The organism is Pseudomonas sp. SP16.1, from assembly GCF_052682975.1.
In genome coordinates this window covers 2,257,385-2,272,906 of the sequence record NZ_JBQYFZ010000001.1, presented here as the reverse complement: position 1 = coordinate 2,272,906, position 15,522 = coordinate 2,257,385, and the positions used below count along the sequence as shown (strand labels likewise).

The following is a 15,522-nucleotide window of genomic DNA, read 5'->3' as shown; positions in this document are numbered from 1 at the left end:
ATGAACGATGAAAAGCAGGAGCTGGAGCGCGAGTCGATTCTGCTGCGCATTCTGTGGATGGTGATCTTCGTCATCGTCTGGCAACTGGCCGAGCTGCTGCTCGGCGCCGTGGTGCTGCTGCAACTCGGCTATCGCCTGTTCTTCGGTGCACCGAACGCCAGCCTGCTGGGCTTCGGCGACAGCCTGAGCCAGTACCTGATGCAGATCGGCCGCTTCGGTACCTTCAACAGCGACGAGAAGCCCTGGCCGTTCGCCGACTGGCCGACCTCGCGCGCACCCGAAGGCGAGGCCGCCCACAGCATCCCCCCGGCGCCGCACCCGGTGCGCGACGAGGAGCCGAAGCTGTGAGGCTGTGGCTGCTGCGTCACGGCCAGGCCGAGCCGCAGGCAGCCAGCGATGCGGCGCGCGAGCTGACCGCTCATGGCCGCAAGGAGGTGCTGCAGGCCGCCGCACAACTGGCCGGGCGGCCGCTAACGGCGATTCTCGCCAGTCCCTACGTGCGTGCCCAGCAGACCGCCGCCCTGGTGCGCGAGAGTCTGGGATTCGCCGGCGCGGTGGGCACCGTGGCCTGGCTGACGCCGGACACCGATCCGCGCGACGTGCTCAAGTACCTCGACGAGCGCGAAGGCTCGGAGATCCTGCTGGTCAGCCACCAGCCACTGATCGGCGCGCTCGGCGGGCTTTTGCTGCACGGCCATCGTCAGGAGCCGTTGCCGATGCGCACCGCCAGCCTGGCGGAGCTCGAAGGCGATATCCCGGCGGCCGGTTTGATGGAGCTGCTGGCGCTGATCCATCCGCATTGATCCAGCGGCATGCGGTTGTGGCCGGATAGCCGTGCGGCCCGGATGAAATCCGGGAACGGAGTCGCCGCCTGGCGGATTTCATCCGGGCTCCCGAAGAAACATTTCTTAACTTGCGCCTCCTTTGACTGCGTGGAATAGTCGACCAAGCAAGTGCTTGGTTGACCCCATAAGAACAACAAGGAGGAAGCCCTGTGGCCGATGCGATCCGTTTGCCGCTCGATCTGTTCTACGAGCGTGAGAAAAGGCACCCGAACAAGCGCTACATGGTGCAGCCCCTCGGTGGCGGCCAGCTGCTGGAGCTGAACTGGGCCGAGGTCGGCGAACAGGCGCGGCGCGCCGCGCGCTGGTTGCGCGGTCGCGAACTGGCACCGGGCAGCCGCATCGCCATCGTGTCGAAGAACTGCGCGCACTGGATCATCGCCGACCTGGCGATCTGGATGGCCGGGCACGTCTCGGTGCCGCTGTATCCCAACCTCACTGCCGACTCGCTGCGCCAGGTGCTGGAGCATTCCGAAGCGGCGCTGGCCCTGATCGGCAAGCTCGACGACTGGCCGGCCATGGCGCCTGGCTTGTCCCAGGGCCTGCCGACCGTGAGCCTGCCGCTGCACCCGCCGGGCGAGTTCGACTACAGCTGGGACGACCTGCAGCGCTGCGCGCCGATCCAGGACGACCCCAGGCCCGCGGCCGATCAGCTGGCCACCATCATCTACACCTCCGGTACCACCGGCACGCCCAAGGGCGTGATGCACAGCTTCGCCAACTTCGGTTTCGCCGCTAGCAACGCCATCGAGCTGTTCGGCGTCGGCGAGGACGACCGCCTGCTGTCCTATCTGCCGCTGTGCCACGTGGCCGAGCGCATGTTCGTCGAATTGGCCTCGCTCTGCGCCGGGCAGACGATCTTCTTCGCCGAAAGCCTGGACACCTTCCTCGCCGACTTGCGGCGCGCGCGGCCGACGGTGATGTTCGGCGTACCGCGGATCTGGACCAAGTTCCAGATGGGGGTGTACGCCAAGATGCCGGCGCAGCGGCTCGACCGCCTGCTGAAGCTACCGCTTATCGGCCGCCTGATCGGCAAGAAAGTGCTGGCCGGGCTGGGCCTCGATGCCATCCGCTACGCGCTGTCCGGTGCCGCTCCGGTGCCCGAGACGCTGCTCAACTGGTATCGCCGCCTGGGCATGGAGATCCAGGAGGTCTACGGCATGACCGAGAACTGCGGTTATTCCCACGTGTGCCGGCCGGGCAAGTTCAAGTCGGGTTGGATCGGCCAGAACAACCCGGGCGTAGAGGTGCGCATCGCCGAGGACGGCGAGGTGCAGGTGCGCAGCGGCGCCACCATGCTGGGCTACTACAGGGACCCGCTGAAGACCGCCGAGACCCTTACCGACGACGGCTTCCTGCGTACCGGCGACAAGGGCGAGCAGGACGCCGAGGGCAACCTGCGCCTGACCGGGCGGATCAAGGAGATCTTCAAGACCAGCAAGGGCAAGTACGTGGCGCCGGCGCCCATCGAGATCCGCCTCGGCGAGCATTCGCGCATCGAGCAGGTCTGCGTGGTCGGTGACGGCCTGCCGCAGCCCCTGGCACTCTGCGTGCTGTCGGAGGTAGGTCGCCAGGAGGCCGCCAACGACAGCCGCGGTGCACTGGAAAACAGCCTGAAGAACCTGCTCGAGGAGGTCAACCGGCGCCTCGACCAGCACGAGCGGCTGCAGGGGCTGGTGCTAGTCAAGGAGGTCTGGGCGGTGGAGAACGGTTTCCTCACGCCGACCCTGAAGATCAAGCGCAACGTGGTCGAAGGCACTTACGGCGCGCGCTTCGCCGAGTGGCAGCAGCGCAGCGAAGCGGTGCTCTGGCACGAGTGAATGCGAGCCGGCCGGCATGCGCCGGCCCCGTTACCGTCCAACAGACAAGGAACCTTGCATGACCCTTTGGCGAAGAACTCCCGATCTCGACGCGCTCAACGCCTTGCAGAAGAACACCATCGGCGAGCTGCTCGACATCCGCTTCGAGTCGTTCGACGACCAGTCGATCAGCGCCAGCATGGCGGTCGATACGCGCACCCATCAACCCTACGGCCTGCTGCACGGCGGCGCTTCGGTGGTGCTGGCCGAGACGCTCGGCTCCATGGCCAGCTACCTGTGCATCGACAGCAGCCGCTTCTACTGCGTCGGCCTGGAGGTCAACGCCAACCACCTGCGTGGCCTGCGCAGCGGGAGGGTGCGTGCGGTGGCGCGGCCGGTGCACCTGGGCCGCACCACCCATGTCTGGGACATCCGCCTGAGTGGCGAGGACGGCAGGCCCAGCTGCATCTCCCGGCTGACCATGGCCATCGTGCCGTTGGGCGAGCAGCCGCCGCAGCGCTGAAACCGTCCTGCAATTTCATCCAAGATTTGCCCGATCCATGGCGCTAGAGTAGGCGCCATGGACCAGATCACGCACATCCAGAGCAGTTTGCCCGGCGTTCGCCTGATAGATGCCGAGTACCGCCGCTTCGCCTTTCCCAGGCACTTTCACCTGGAGTATCACGTCGGCCTGCTGATTCAGGGCCGGCACCGCTATGACTATCGCGGCGAGCGCCGTCAGGTCGGGGCGGGGGATGTGCTGCTGATGGCGCCGGAGGGGATTCATGATGGCGCCTGCCTGGATGGGGAGAGCTACCGCATTCGCGTGATCGCGTTCGATCCGTACTGGCTTGACGAGGCCAGTCGTACCTTGAGCGACGGGCGCCAGGGCGCGCCACGCTTGACCACGGCGAGTCTGCGTCATCCCTTGTTGTCGCAGCACCTGCAGCGATTCCATGCGGCGACGTTCGCAGGCTCCAGGCTGGCACAGGAAAGCGCGCTCTGGCAGGCCTTGGCCCATTTGTTGGAGATGGGCTCGACATTGCGCATCAGCGAGCCGGACAGCGTTTTCGACCATCGCACCTGGCAGCGCCTGCGCGACTGGCTGGAAAACCGCCTGGACGATCCGCCTTCGCTGGAAGAGATCGCGACGTTCTGTGCCATGAGTCCCTGGCAGGCGCTGCGCCGCTTCCGTCAGCACACAGGGCTGCCGCCGCACCAGTGGCTGACGCAGTTGCGTTTACAGCGGGCGTTGCCGCTGGTGTTGGCAGGCGAGCCGCTCAGCGAGATAGCGCTGCGCCTGGGCTTCTACGACCAGGCGCACTTCTCGCGCCTGTTCCGCCGTACTTACGGCCTGCCACCAGCGCGCCTGCGCCAGGGCTGAGCCCGCATCTTTCGTTTCACCTCTTTCGCTCTCTGGAGATCATCATGCAGGAGACATCCGTCTTGCTGTCGCTGGCTGCCGTGTTCGCGGTGGCGCTGGTGAGCCCGGGCCCGGATGTGGCACTGGTGGTGCGCACGGCCCTGCACCAGGGCCGACGCGCCGGCTTGCTCAGCGCACTGGGCCTGGCATGCGGCATTCTCCTGCACGGTACGCTGGTACTCAGCGGTGTGGCGCTGCTGCTCAGCCGTACCCAGTGGCTGTTCGATCTGGTGCAGGTCGGCGGCGCCTGCTACCTGGGCTGGCTGGGCATCGGCGCGGTGCAAGCCTGGTGGCGTGGCGGTGCTGGCAGCCGGCGACTGGATGGCGAGCTTGCGCCGTCGCTGTTCGGCCCCTGGTTGCGCGGCCTGTTCACCAACCTGGGTAACCCCAAGGCGCTGGTGTTCTTCCTGGCACTGCTCAGCAGCCTGGTGCCGGCCGATATGTCGCTACCGGGCAAGATGGCCTGTGCGGCGCTGCTGTTCGGCTTGAGCCTGTTCTGGTTCAGCCTGCTTGGCATGACCTTGAGCCGCCCGCTGATGCGCCAGCGTCTGCTGAAGATCGCCCCGACCATCGATTTCCTCTGTGGCCTGGTATTCCTGCTGGTGGCGGCGAGTATCCTTGCGCGACTGTTCCTATAGCCCTGGCCATAGCGCCGCCATCAATGGCGGTTACGGTCATTGCCGCGGCGGCGGGGCTGCCGGAAAATCGCCCGGTGTCCATTTCGCGAGGGCCGCGCATGTCGCAGCCGATCTTCTTCGCCCACGCCAACGGTTTCCCCTCGGCCACCTACGCCAAGCTGTTCGCCGCCCTGGCGCCGGACTACCGGGTGCGCCACCTGGAGCAGCACGGTCACGATCCGCGCTTTCCGGTGGACGACAACTGGGCCAACCTGGTCGCCGAGCTGATCCATCACCTGGAAGGCGGTGACGAGCCGGTCTGGGGCGTCGGCCATTCCCTCGGCGGCGTGCTGCACTACCACGCCGCGTTGCGCAGGCCGGAGCTGTACCGCGGCGTGGTGATGCTCGACTCGCCGGTACTGACCCTGGCCGACCGCATGCTGATCCGCGTCGCCAAGCGCTTCGGCTTCATCGACCGCATCACCCCGGCCGGGCGCACCCTGGGCCGGCGCGAGGCCTTCGCCGACCTGGCCGAGGCGCGCGACTACTTCGTCGCCAAGAGCCTGTTCCGCCGCTTCGATCCCGAATGCCTGGACGCCTACGTACGTCATGGCCTGCAGCCGGCGGGGCAGGGCCTGCGCCTGAAGTTCGACCCGGCCACCGAGATCAGCATCTATCGCAGCGTGCCACACACCGCTCCGGGGCGCCCGCAGCAGCTGGCGGTACCGCTGGCGATGGTGCGTGGCCGCCACAGCCGAGTGGTGCTGCCGCATCACGCCCGCCTGCTGCGGCGCATGCCGCGCGGCGAGTACTTGAGCCTGCCGGGCGGCCATATGTTCCCCCTGGAGCGCCCGCAGGCCACCGCTGAGCTGCTGCGCCAGCTGTTCGCTCGTTGGGCCAGTCCGCTTGAGGAGTCCGCATGAGCGCCTGTTTCGAAGAAGTCCGCCTGAGCCTGCCGCATATCGAACTGGCCGCCCATCTCTACGGCCCCGAGGACGGCGTGCCGGTGCTGGCCCTGCACGGCTGGCTGGACAACGCCGCCAGCTTCGCCCGCCTGGCGCCGAAGCTCGAGGGGCTGCGCATCGTCGCCCTGGATTTCGCCGGCCACGGCCATTCCGAGCACCGCCCGGCGGGCGCCGGCTACGCCCTGTGGGACTACGCCTACGACGTGCTGCAGGTGGCCGAACAGTTCGGCTGGCGGCGCTTCGCCATCCTCGGCCACTCGATGGGCGCGATCACCGCGGTGCTGCTGGCCGCCGCCATGCCCGAACGCATCGCCCGCCTGGCATTGATCGACGGCCTGGTGCCCTACACCGGCGAGGCCGACACGGCGCCGGAGAAGCTCGGCGAGGCGCTGCGCGCGCGACTGGCGCTGGATGGCAAGCGTAAGCCGGTGTACGCCGAGATGGCACGGGCGGTCGAGGCGCGGATGAAGGGCGTCGGCGCGGTCAGCCGCGAGGCCGCCGAACTGCTCGCCCAGCGCGGCCTGATGCCGGTGCCCGGCGGCTACACCTGGCGCACCGACAGCCGCCTGACCCTGGCCTCGCCCCTGCGCCTGAGCTGGGCCCATGCCCAGGCCTTCGTCCGCGCCCTGCAATGCCCGGTCAGCCTGGTGCTGGCCGAGCAGGGCATGATGCAGGCGCAGCCGGCGGTGCAGCAGTTGCTGCAGGGCTTGCCGTTCGAGCTGCAGCGGTTGCCGGGCGGCCACCACCTGCACCTGGACGACGAGGCCGGCGCGCAACGTGTCGCGGATTGTTTCAATCCATTCTTGCGCTCGCCTTGACTTGCCGACGGCTCATGGGGAAAGGTGTGGCGGTCTGCCATGGAGGATCGCATGATTGACCTGTATACCGCCGCTACCCCCAATGGGCACAAGGCGTCCATCGCCCTGGAGGAACTCGGCCTGCCTTATCAGGTGCACGCCCTCAGTTTCGAGCGCAAGGAGCAGAAGGCCGCGGCCTTCCTGCGTATCAACCCCAACGGCCGCATTCCGGCCATCGTCGATCGCGACAATGACGACTTCGCCGTGTTCGAATCCGGCGCCATCCTCATCTACCTCGCCGAGAAGACCGGCCAATTGCTGCCCAGCGACGCCAAGGGACGCTCGCGGGCGCTGCAGTGGCTGATGTTCCAGATGGGCGGGGTCGGCCCGATGCAGGGCCAGGCCAATGTGTTCTTCCGCTATTTCCCGGAAAAGCTGCAGGGCGCCATCGACCGTTACCAGCACGAGACCCGCCGGCTCTACGAGGTGCTCGACACGCGCCTGGGCGAGGCCGAGTACCTCGCCGGCGACTACAGCATCGCCGATATCGCCTGCTTCCCCTGGGTGCGCGCGCACGACTGGGCCGGCGTCTCGCTCGACGGGCTGGCGCATCTGCAGCGCTGGCTGGACGCCATCGCCGCGCGCCCGGCGGTGCTGCGCGGCTTGCAGGTGCCGCAGCGCGAGACCGACGAGGCGCGTCTGGTAAAAGCCGCGCAAGCGATGCTGATCCAATGAGGACGCGCATGAGATTCGTCGCGCTACTTGCCGCGGGACTGTGCAGCGGTGCCGTACTCGCCGCCGAGCCGCCCGGCAGCCGCGACCTCGACAGCCTGCCGCGTTTCCCGGCGAGCAAGATCGTCGACTTTCGGGAAAGCTCGCAGTTTGAACGCATCTATCCGCAGGGCTCGGTCCGCCGCATCAGCGGCCGCCTGCGCTACGAGCGCGAGATCCTGGCGCAGGGCCGGCACGTTGCGGTGACCTACGAGCTGCCGCGCACCCACAGCGCCGACCAGGTGTTCAGCGCCGCGCGCGAGTCCCTGCTGGAGCGGGGCGCCGAGCTGCTCTACTGGTGCCAGGGACGCGAGTGCGGCGCCAGCAGCCTGTGGGCCAACTCGGTGTTCGGCAACGCTACCCTGTACGGCTCCGACGAGCAGCAGGCCTATGCCCTGCTGCGCCTGGCCGAGCCCAACCACGACAGCCTGCTGGCGCTGTACAGCATCACCCGCGGCAACCGCCGCGCCTACCTGCACGCCGAGCAGCTGGATGCCGAGGCGCCGCTGGGCGAGTTGTTGCCGACGCCGGCGACGCTGCTGCGCCAGCTGCGCAGCGACGGACAATTGCAGCTGCCGGACAGCGCCCGGGCGGACAGCGCCTGGGCCGAGGTACTGGCGCGCAGCCTCAACCTCGACAGCACCCTGCGCGTCAGCCTTTCCGGCAGCCAGGCGCAGGCCTGGCGCGAGGCGCTGATCGCCCTGCGTGTGCGCGAGGCGCGTCTGGAGCTCGGTGACGGTGCCGGCGAGGCCCTGGCGGTGCGTCTATTGCGCTAAGCTGCGCCGCACAACCAGGCACATCAAGAGCGCCCTTCAGGGGCGCTCTGTCGTTGCAACGAAGGGAGTTTCGGGTCATGGCCACAAATGATCGTCTGCTGGTGCAGATTCTGCTGCTCGGCCTGCTGGCCGCCAGCCTCTGGGTGCTGGCGCCGTTCTGGTCGGCGCTGTTCTGGGCCGCGGTGCTGGCCTTCGCCAGCTGGCCGCTGATGCGCCTGCTGACCCAGGCGCTGCACGGGCGGCTGTCGCTGGCCGCGGGCATCCTCACCTGCGGCTGGGTGATCCTGGTGGCAGTGCCGCTGATCTGGCTGGGGTTCAACCTGGCCGATCACGTCAAGGACGCCAACGCTTTGATCAAGGACCTGCAGGTCGAAGGCCTGCCGTCGCCGCCAAGCTGGCTGGTCGGCCTGCCGCTGCTGGGCGAGCGCCTGGCCAACCTGTGGCTGACCGTCGACCAGCAGGGCGCGGCCTTCTTCGCCAGCCTGCGGCCCTATCTCGGTCAGGTCGGCAACTGGCTGCTGGCGCGCAGCGCCCAGCTCGGCGGCGGCATGCTGGAGCTGGGGTTGAGCCTGGTGCTGGTGTTCTTCTTCTACCGCGACGGCCCGCGCCTGGCGGTGTTCGTGCACAGTTTGCTGGAGCGGCTGATCGGCGAGCGCGCCGACCACTACCTGGAACTGGTGGCCGGCACCGTGCAGCGGGTGGTCAACGGCGTGATCGGCACCGCCGCGGCCCAGGGCCTGCTGGCGCTGATCGGTTTCTGGATCGCCGGAGTGCCGGGGGCGCTGGTGCTGGGAATTCTGACCTTCGTTCTCAGTCTGGTACCGATGGGCCCGCCGCTGGTGTGGGTGCCTGCCACCGCCTGGCTGGTGTGGCAGGGCGACTACGGTTTTGCCCTGTTCCTCGGCGTCTGGGGCATGTTCGTCATCAGCGGCGTGGACAACATCCTCAAACCCTACCTGATCAGCCGTGGCGGCAACCTGCCGTTGGTGGTGGTGCTGCTCGGGGTGTTCGGTGGGCTGCTGGCGTTCGGCTTCATGGGCCTGTTTCTCGGCCCGACCCTGCTTGCGGTGGCCTACAGCCTGCTCAGCGACTGGGTCGCGGAGAAGGCCCCGCCGACCGAGGCCTTGGTCGAGCGGCCGCTGCCGGGCGAGGAGCAGGGCAGCTGAGGCACTTCAGCGCTCGCGTTCGTAGCGCTCCAGGGTGTCGCGGGCGACCTGGCGTCCCAGCATGATCAGCTCCGGGGCCTTGTAGAACTCGAAGAAGCGGCAGGCGCGCTTGGGCACGTTGATCAGGATGTCCGGCGGATAGCCGGCGATCTTGTACTGTGCCAGCGAGGTCTGCATCACCTCGAAGCTCTGGTTGATCAGTTCCAGCAACGAGGCCGGACCGCTGAAATCGGCCACCCGCGAACCGCTGGCGGACTTCGGTGCGGGCTCGTCCTCGCCGCGGTCCGGCGCGCCCGCCGGGCTGAGGGCATCGGCGCGCTGCTGCTCTTCGGCCAGCAGCAGAAGTTCGTCCTCGCCCTTGCGACGAAAGCTCGGCAGGCGCGAGCCGAGCGAGGTCATCAGCTGGTCGATGCGCCCCTTGAGCGCCGCCGGCCGTTCGATCACCGGCAACTGGTAATGGCTATGGTTGGTGGCGTTGAGGTTGACCGCGACGATCAGGTCGCAATGGCTGGACACCACCGGCACGATCGGCAGCGGGTTGAGCAGGCCGCCGTCGACCAGCATGCGCTTGCCCTGTACCACCGGGGTGAACAGGCTGGGAATCGCCGCCGAGGCGCGCATGGCCTGATGCAGGCAGCCTTCCTGGAACCAGATCTCCTGCTGGTTGGTGAGATCGGTGGCCACCGCGGTGAAGGGGATCGACAGGTCTTCGATATTGATCTCGCCGACGATGTCGTGGATGCGCCCGAACACCCGCTCGCCGCGGATGGCGCCGAGGCGGAAGCTGACGTCCAGCAGGCGCAGCACGTCAAGATAGTCCAGGCTCTCGGTCCACTCGCGGTACTCGCGCAGCTTGCCGGCGGCGAAGATGCCGCCGACCACCGCGCCCATGGAACAGCCGGCGATGCAGCCGATTTCATAGCCGCGCGCCTGCAGCTCCTCGATCACGCCGATATGGGCGTAACCGCGCGCGCCCCCCGAGCCCAATACCAGCGCCACCTTCTTGCTCATGCGAAAGATCCCCCATCCATGTTTCGACCTTACTCGCGCAGGCGCGCGGCGCCAAGGCGGTCTTTGCTAGAATCCGCCGCCAGTCGTCGATGCAAGAGAGAGACATGAGCGAGCCGATTCGTTTGACCCAGTACAGCCATGGCGCCGGTTGCGGCTGCAAGATTTCCCCCAAGGTGCTGGAGGTGATCCTCGCCGGCAGCGGCGCCCAGCATCTCGACCCACGTCTGTGGGTCGGCAACGCCTCGCGCGACGATGCCGCGGTTTACGCCATAGACGAAGAACGCGGGGTGGTTTCCACCACTGATTTCTTCATGCCGATCGTCGACGATCCCTACGACTTCGGCCGTATCGCCGCGACCAACGCCATCAGCGATATCTACGCCATGGGCGGCGACCCGCTGATGGCCATCGCCATCCTCGGCTGGCCGGTCAACCTGCTGGCCCCGGAGGTCGCCCGCGAGGTGATCCGCGGCGGTCGCGCGGTGTGCGACGAGGCCGGCATCCCGCTGGCCGGCGGTCACTCGATCGACGCCCCCGAGCCGATCTTCGGCCTGGCGGTAACCGGCCTGGTGGACAAGCGCCATATGAAGCGCAACGACACCGCCACGGCTGGCTGCAAGCTGTACCTGAGCAAACCGCTGGGCATCGGCATTCTCACCACCGCGGAGAAGAAGGCCAAGCTGCGCAGCGAGGACATCGGCCTGGCGCGCGACTGGATGTGCACCCTGAACAAGCCCGGCAGCCGTTTCGGCAAGCTCGCCGGGGTCAAGGCGATGACCGATGTCACCGGCTTCGGCCTGCTCGGCCACCTGCTGGAAATGGCCGACGGCAGCGGGCTCACCGCGCGTGTGGAGTTCGCCAGGGTGCCGCGGCTGGCCAGCGTCGAATACTACCTGGAGCAGGGTTGCGTGCCCGGCGGCACGCTGCGCAACTTCGACAGCTACGGCGAGCAGATCGCGCCGCTGGCGGAGCTGGCCAAGCTGCTGCTGTGCGACCCGCAGACCAGCGGCGGCCTGTTGGTCGCCGTGGCGCCGGAAGGCGAGGCCGAGTTCCTCGCCGTCGCCGCCGAGCTGGGCCTGGACCTGGCGCCCATCGGCGAGATGGTCGAGCGACGGCGCCACGCGGTCGAGGTGCTGTGATGCGGGACAACAGCGCCGACTACCGCGACATCTTCCTCAACGACCGGCCGATGATGGACGCCCGCGCGCCGGTGGAATTTCTCAAGGGCGCCTTCCCCGGCGTGGTCAACCTGCCGCTGATGGACGACCTCGAGCGGCAGAAGGTCGGCACCTGTTACAAGCAGCACGGCCAGCAGGCGGCCATCGAGCTGGGCCACCAACTGGTCAGCGGTGCGCTGAAGGACGAGCGCATAGCCGCCTGGGCCGCCTTCGCCAAGGCCCATCCGGACGGTTACCTGTATTGCTTCCGCGGCGGCCTGCGCTCGCAGATCGTCCAGCAGTGGCTGAAAAGCGAGGCGGGCATCGACTACCCGCGGGTGATCGGCGGTTACAAGGCCATGCGCGGCTTCCTCCTGGACACCAGCGAACAGGCGGTGGCCGAGTGCGATTTCGTCCTGGTCGGCGGCATGACCGGCACCGGCAAGACCGAGGTGGTGGCCCGGCTGGACAACGCCCTCGACCTGGAGGGCCACGCCAACCACCGTGGTTCCAGCTTCGGCAAGCGCGCCAGTGCCCAGCCGGCGCAGATCGATTTCGAGAATGCCCTGGCCATCGACCTGCTCAAGCGCCGCGCCCGTGGCCAGCGGCAGTTCGTGCTGGAAGACGAGGCCAGGCTGATCGGCCGCTGCTCCCTGCCGCTGCCGCTGTACCAGGCCATGCAGGGTTATCCGCTGGTCTGGCTGGAGGACAGCCTGGACAATCGCGTCGGGCGTATCCTGCAGGCCTATGTGGTCGAGCTGTGCGCCGAGTTCATTGCCGCGCATGGCGAGGAGGCGGGTTTCGCGGCCTTCGCCGCCCGCCTGCGCGAGAGTCTGGCCAACATCACCCGGCGCCTCGGTGGCGAGCGTTACCAGCGCCTGGCGGCGATCATGGACCAGGCGCTTGGCGAGCAGGTTGCCGACGGACAGGTCGATACCCATCGCGGCTGGATCGAGGCGTTGTTGGTGGAGTACTACGATCCTATGTACGTCTTCCAGCGCGAGAGCAAGGCCGGGCGCATCGAGTTCGTCGGCGAGCAGCAGGCGGTGGTGGAGTATCTGCGTCAGCGAAACGGGCACTTTCCCGGGACGTCGGCGTCCTAAACTGGATAAATCCGTAGTCATGTCCTGATCAGGAGTGTGGTCGATGAAACATTGGATCTGTTTGTCCGTGCTGGTGCTGGCGCTGAGCGGTTGCGCCGGCAAGACGGTTTACCGTGATACCTGCGCCCGTCAGCTGGATGCGGCGTGGAAGGAGTTGAGCATCGCCGAGGCCGAGGGCTTCGCCGGTACGGTCAGTTACTCCAAGGCGCTGTCGCTGCTCACCGCGGCCAAGACCCAGCAGCAGTTCGAGGCCTACGAGGGCTGCACCAGCAAGGCCGAGCGGGCACGCTTCTATATTCGCGAATCGCGGGCGGGGCGCTGATGCGACTCGACTTCGCCACCCTCAGCCCGCTGGAGGCCTACCGCTGGCTGGCTTCCAGCGTCACCCCGCGGCCGATCGCCTGGGTCTCCACGCGCTCGCCGCAAGGGGTCGCGAACCTGGCGCCGTTCAGCTTCTTCCAGGTGATCAGCGACAACCCGCCGACCCTGCTGGTCAACGTCAACACCCGCGACGACGGCAGCCTCAAGGACAGCCTGCGCAACGCGCAGATAAGCGGGGAACTGGCGATCCAGCTGGTCGGCTTCGCCCAGGCCGAGGCGATGAACGCCAGCGCGGCCGTTCTGCCGTCGGACGTCAGCGAGTTCGCCCACTGCGATATCGCCAGCCTGCCGTGCGAGCGCATCGACGTACCGCGGGTGGCCGGCGCGCCGGTGACCTTCGAGTGCCGCGTGGCGCAGATCCAGCCCTATCCGGCGGAGAACCCCAATTGCCACCTGATCTTCGCCGAAGTGCTGCTGGCGCATATCGACGACGCCGTGCTGAGCGAGCAGGGGCGCCTCGATCCGTTCAAGCTGGACCTGGTCGGCCGCCTCGGCGGCAGCGCCTACTGCCGCACTCGCGAGCTGTTCCAGATGCAGCGGCCGCTCTGAAAGCGACCTCCAGTTAGCTGAATCTGCCAATCGCCGCCTTGCTGGCTTGTCGCCAGCAGGGTTGCGCTCCTATGTTCCGTAGTCCGGGGGCAGCTGCAGTAGGCGGGGGTGGTCATGAGCTCGTTAACCAATCGGATGGCCAGCCTGAGCACGGCCAGCAAACTGGCGTTGGGGTTCGCCCTGGTGTTGGTGCTCACCGCGCTGGTGGCGGGCATCGGCCTACTGGCCTTGCGCGAGGTGTCTGCCGGTGCGGCGCTGCAGCAACGCATGAACGCTCTCGGCGAGCAGGTGCTGCGCATGCGCCACAGCGAGCAGGCCTTCGCCCTGGCCGGCGACAAGCAGCATGCTGAACGCCTGGCGGAGCAGGCCGAGGCGATCGCGCAGGCCAGTGCCGCCTTGCAGGGCGAGCTGGACGCAGGCACCGCCGCCGTCCTGGCGCAGCTCGGGCCGGCGCTGGCCGACTACCGCGACGCCTTTGCCCGCTACGTGGAACTCACCGACAACATGCAGCTGTCGCTGCAGGCCGCCGACTGGCTGGTGGTCAGCGCCGCCAACAGCCTCGACCTGCTGCAGGAGGGCCTCAGCGAGGACGGTGTCGACCTGCTCAAGCGCAGCCAGGGCGAGCAGGGCGGCGATGCGGTGCTGCAGGCCGGCCAGGTCGGCAAGATTCACCAGCTGCTGCTGCAGGCGCTGGACCAGGCACGCCAGCGCCTGGAGGCGAGCCGCCGCAGCGATGCGGTCGAGCAGGCCGACATCGCCCAGGCCGGCCAGGCCCAGGCGCTGGCCGCCGAGCTGCGCGACGCGCTGGAGGACCCCGGCTACGCCGCCGTGGTCGGCGAGGTGGTGGTCAACGTCGACTCCTTCAACGAGCGGCTCAAGGAATACGCCGGTCAACTGCAGCAGCAAAAGCAGGTCTATGTGCAACTGGTGGCGCAGATCGAGCAGTTGCTCGAACGGGTCGAGCAGGCACTCGCGCTGCAGCGCCAGGCCATGCAGGCCGAACAGCAGGCGAGTAGCGGGCTGATCCTGCTGGCGGCGGCCCTGGCGCTGCTGTTCGGCCTGGGCGCCGCGGTGGCGATCAGTCTGGCCATCGTGCGTCCGCTGAAGCGGGTGATAGGTCTGGCCGAACGCATTGCCGACGGCGATCTGAGCGCGCGCATCGAGGTCGATCGGCGCGACGAGGTCGGCCAGCTGCTGGCGGTCATGCAGACCATGGCCGGCAACCTGCGCGAGATGGTCGGTCGCCTGCAGGGCGGGGTGGCGCAGATTTCCGGTTCCGCGCAGACGCTTTCCGGGGTGACTGAGCAGACCCGCCAGGGGGTGAACGGGCAGAAACTGGAAACCGACCAGGTCGCCACCGCGATGAGCCAGATGACCGCCACCGTGCATGAGGTGGCGCGCAACGCCGAGGCGGCCGCGGCCTCCACCGCGCAGGCCGACCAGCGCGTCGGCAGTGGCACCCAGGTGGTGCGCCAGACCCTGCAGCGCATCGACCAGCTGGCCCAGGCGATGGACGCCACCACGGCCAGCATCCAGCGCCTGAGCCAGGATACCCAGCGCATCGATGCGGTACTGGAGGTGATCAAGAGCGTCGCCGAGCAGACCAACCTGCTGGCGCTCAACGCCGCCATCGAGGCGGCGCGCGCCGGCGAGCAGGGCCGCGGCTTCGCCGTGGTGGCCGACGAGGTGCGCGCCCTGGCCCGGCGCACCCAGCAATCGACCGCCGAGATCGAATCGCTGATCGCTGCGCTGCGCGAAGGCAGTCGCCGTGCGGTGGCGGACATGGCACAGAGCGCCAGTCTGGTCAGCCAGACGGTGGCCGACGCCAACCAGACCGAGGGCGCGCTGGCGGCCATCGCCGAGGCGGTGGCGCTGATCTTCGAGATGAACCAGCAGATCGCCGCGGCGGCCGAGCAGCAGACGGCGGTGGCCGAGGAGATCAACCGCAGCGTCACCTCGATCCGCGATATCGCCGACCAGTCGGCCAGCGCCATGGACGAGACCGCCGCCTCGAGCATCGAGCTGGCCGAGCTGGGCCGCGAGCTGCAGGGCATGGCCGGGCATTTTCGTCTGTAACGGCGGGCGTGCTCACAGTTTCGTCAGCAAAGATTGCATAGCGCTTTGCCTCACTTGAGCGGCCCAGTAGCATCGGCGGTCTGCATAAG

The 15,522-nt window shown here is 68.0% G+C and carries 17 protein-coding genes and 1 pseudogene; 17 read left to right on the top strand and 1 reads right to left on the bottom strand.

Annotated features, from left to right (window positions below):
- The 11 genes from ACUTAF_RS11020 (at position 1) to ACUTAF_RS10970 (ending at position 9,156) form a co-directional block, all read left to right on the top strand.
- Complete coding sequence (locus ACUTAF_RS11020) at positions 1-348, top strand: DUF4389 domain-containing protein (RefSeq protein WP_445579993.1); 348 nt, start codon at positions 1-3, stop codon at positions 346-348.
- Complete coding sequence (gene sixA, locus ACUTAF_RS11015; RefSeq protein WP_445579992.1) at positions 345-803, top strand: phosphohistidine phosphatase SixA; 459 nt, start codon at positions 345-347, stop codon at positions 801-803. Before ACUTAF_RS11020 ends, sixA begins: the two co-directional genes overlap by 4 nt.
- A 191-nt stretch (positions 804-994) precedes the next feature.
- Complete coding sequence (locus tag ACUTAF_RS11010; protein ID WP_445579991.1) at positions 995-2,662, top strand: AMP-binding protein; 1,668 nt, start codon at positions 995-997, stop codon at positions 2,660-2,662.
- A 58-nt stretch (positions 2,663-2,720) separates the two neighbouring features.
- Positions 2,721-3,164 (top strand): hotdog fold thioesterase, encoded by a 444-nt coding sequence (locus tag ACUTAF_RS11005; RefSeq protein WP_445579990.1) that lies wholly within the window; start codon positions 2,721-2,723, stop codon positions 3,162-3,164.
- A 57-nt stretch (positions 3,165-3,221) separates the two neighbouring features.
- On the top strand, positions 3,222-4,025 hold the full coding sequence (locus tag ACUTAF_RS11000; protein ID WP_445579989.1) for a helix-turn-helix domain-containing protein: 804 nt from the start codon (positions 3,222-3,224) through the stop codon (positions 4,023-4,025).
- 44 nt (positions 4,026-4,069) lie between these two features.
- Positions 4,070-4,702, top strand: a complete 633-nt coding sequence (locus tag ACUTAF_RS10995; RefSeq protein WP_445579988.1) for a LysE family translocator — start codon at positions 4,070-4,072, stop codon at positions 4,700-4,702.
- Between the two features lie 98 nt (positions 4,703-4,800).
- Entirely contained in the window at positions 4,801-5,604 is an 804-nt protein-coding gene (locus ACUTAF_RS10990) for an alpha/beta fold hydrolase (protein WP_445579987.1), read from the top strand.
- Positions 5,601-6,464 (top strand): alpha/beta hydrolase, encoded by an 864-nt coding sequence (locus ACUTAF_RS10985; RefSeq protein WP_445579986.1) that lies wholly within the window; start codon positions 5,601-5,603, stop codon positions 6,462-6,464. The genes ACUTAF_RS10990 and ACUTAF_RS10985 overlap by 4 nt, the downstream gene beginning before the upstream one ends.
- Positions 6,465-6,515: 51 nt before the next feature.
- Positions 6,516-7,178, top strand: a complete 663-nt coding sequence (locus ACUTAF_RS10980; RefSeq protein ID WP_445579985.1) for a glutathione S-transferase family protein — start codon at positions 6,516-6,518, stop codon at positions 7,176-7,178.
- Positions 7,179-7,186: 8 nt separating this feature from the next.
- Positions 7,187-7,990, top strand: coding sequence for a DUF4892 domain-containing protein (locus ACUTAF_RS10975; protein ID WP_445579984.1), 804 nt, complete (start codon positions 7,187-7,189; stop codon positions 7,988-7,990).
- 77 nt (positions 7,991-8,067) lie between these two features.
- On the top strand, positions 8,068-9,156 hold the full coding sequence (locus tag ACUTAF_RS10970; RefSeq protein ID WP_445579983.1) for an AI-2E family transporter: 1,089 nt from the start codon (positions 8,068-8,070) through the stop codon (positions 9,154-9,156).
- A 6-nt stretch (positions 9,157-9,162) separates the two neighbouring features.
- Here the strand turns inward: ACUTAF_RS10970 and ACUTAF_RS10965 are convergent, their stop codons facing one another.
- A complete protein-coding gene (locus tag ACUTAF_RS10965; RefSeq protein ID WP_445579982.1) occupies positions 9,163-10,167 on the bottom strand; it encodes a patatin-like phospholipase family protein in 1,005 nt (334 codons plus the stop codon).
- 104 nt (positions 10,168-10,271) lie between these two features.
- Here ACUTAF_RS10965 and selD point away from each other — a divergent pair, with 104 nt between their 5' ends.
- From selD to ACUTAF_RS10935, 6 genes and pseudogenes are all read left to right on the top strand, one after another.
- On the top strand, positions 10,272-11,306 hold the full coding sequence (gene selD / locus ACUTAF_RS10960) for a selenide, water dikinase SelD (RefSeq protein ID WP_445579981.1): 1,035 nt from the start codon (positions 10,272-10,274) through the stop codon (positions 11,304-11,306).
- On the top strand, positions 11,306-12,427 hold the full coding sequence (gene mnmH / locus ACUTAF_RS10955) for a tRNA 2-selenouridine(34) synthase MnmH (protein ID WP_445579980.1): 1,122 nt from the start codon (positions 11,306-11,308) through the stop codon (positions 12,425-12,427). The genes selD and mnmH overlap by 1 nt, the downstream gene beginning before the upstream one ends.
- A gap of 43 nt (positions 12,428-12,470) precedes the next feature.
- The gene (locus tag ACUTAF_RS10950; protein ID WP_445579979.1) at positions 12,471-12,749 is read left to right on the top strand and encodes a hypothetical protein; all 279 of its coding nucleotides are present in this window, start codon (positions 12,471-12,473) and stop codon (positions 12,747-12,749) included.
- Positions 12,749-13,357 carry a flavin reductase family protein gene (locus tag ACUTAF_RS10945; RefSeq protein ID WP_445579978.1) on the top strand — a complete coding sequence of 203 codons (609 nt, stop codon included), beginning with the start codon at positions 12,749-12,751 and terminating at the stop codon, positions 13,355-13,357. Before ACUTAF_RS10950 ends, ACUTAF_RS10945 begins: the two co-directional genes overlap by 1 nt.
- Positions 13,358-13,471: 114 nt before the next feature.
- A pseudogene (locus ACUTAF_RS10940) lies at positions 13,472-14,578 on the top strand (HAMP domain-containing protein); the annotation flags it as partial.
- Positions 14,561-15,433 carry a methyl-accepting chemotaxis protein gene (locus tag ACUTAF_RS10935; protein WP_445582431.1) on the top strand — a complete coding sequence of 291 codons (873 nt, stop codon included), beginning with the start codon at positions 14,561-14,563 and terminating at the stop codon, positions 15,431-15,433. The pseudogene ACUTAF_RS10940 and the gene ACUTAF_RS10935, both read left to right, overlap by 18 nt.
- The last annotated feature ends 89 nt before the right edge of the window (positions 15,434-15,522 follow it).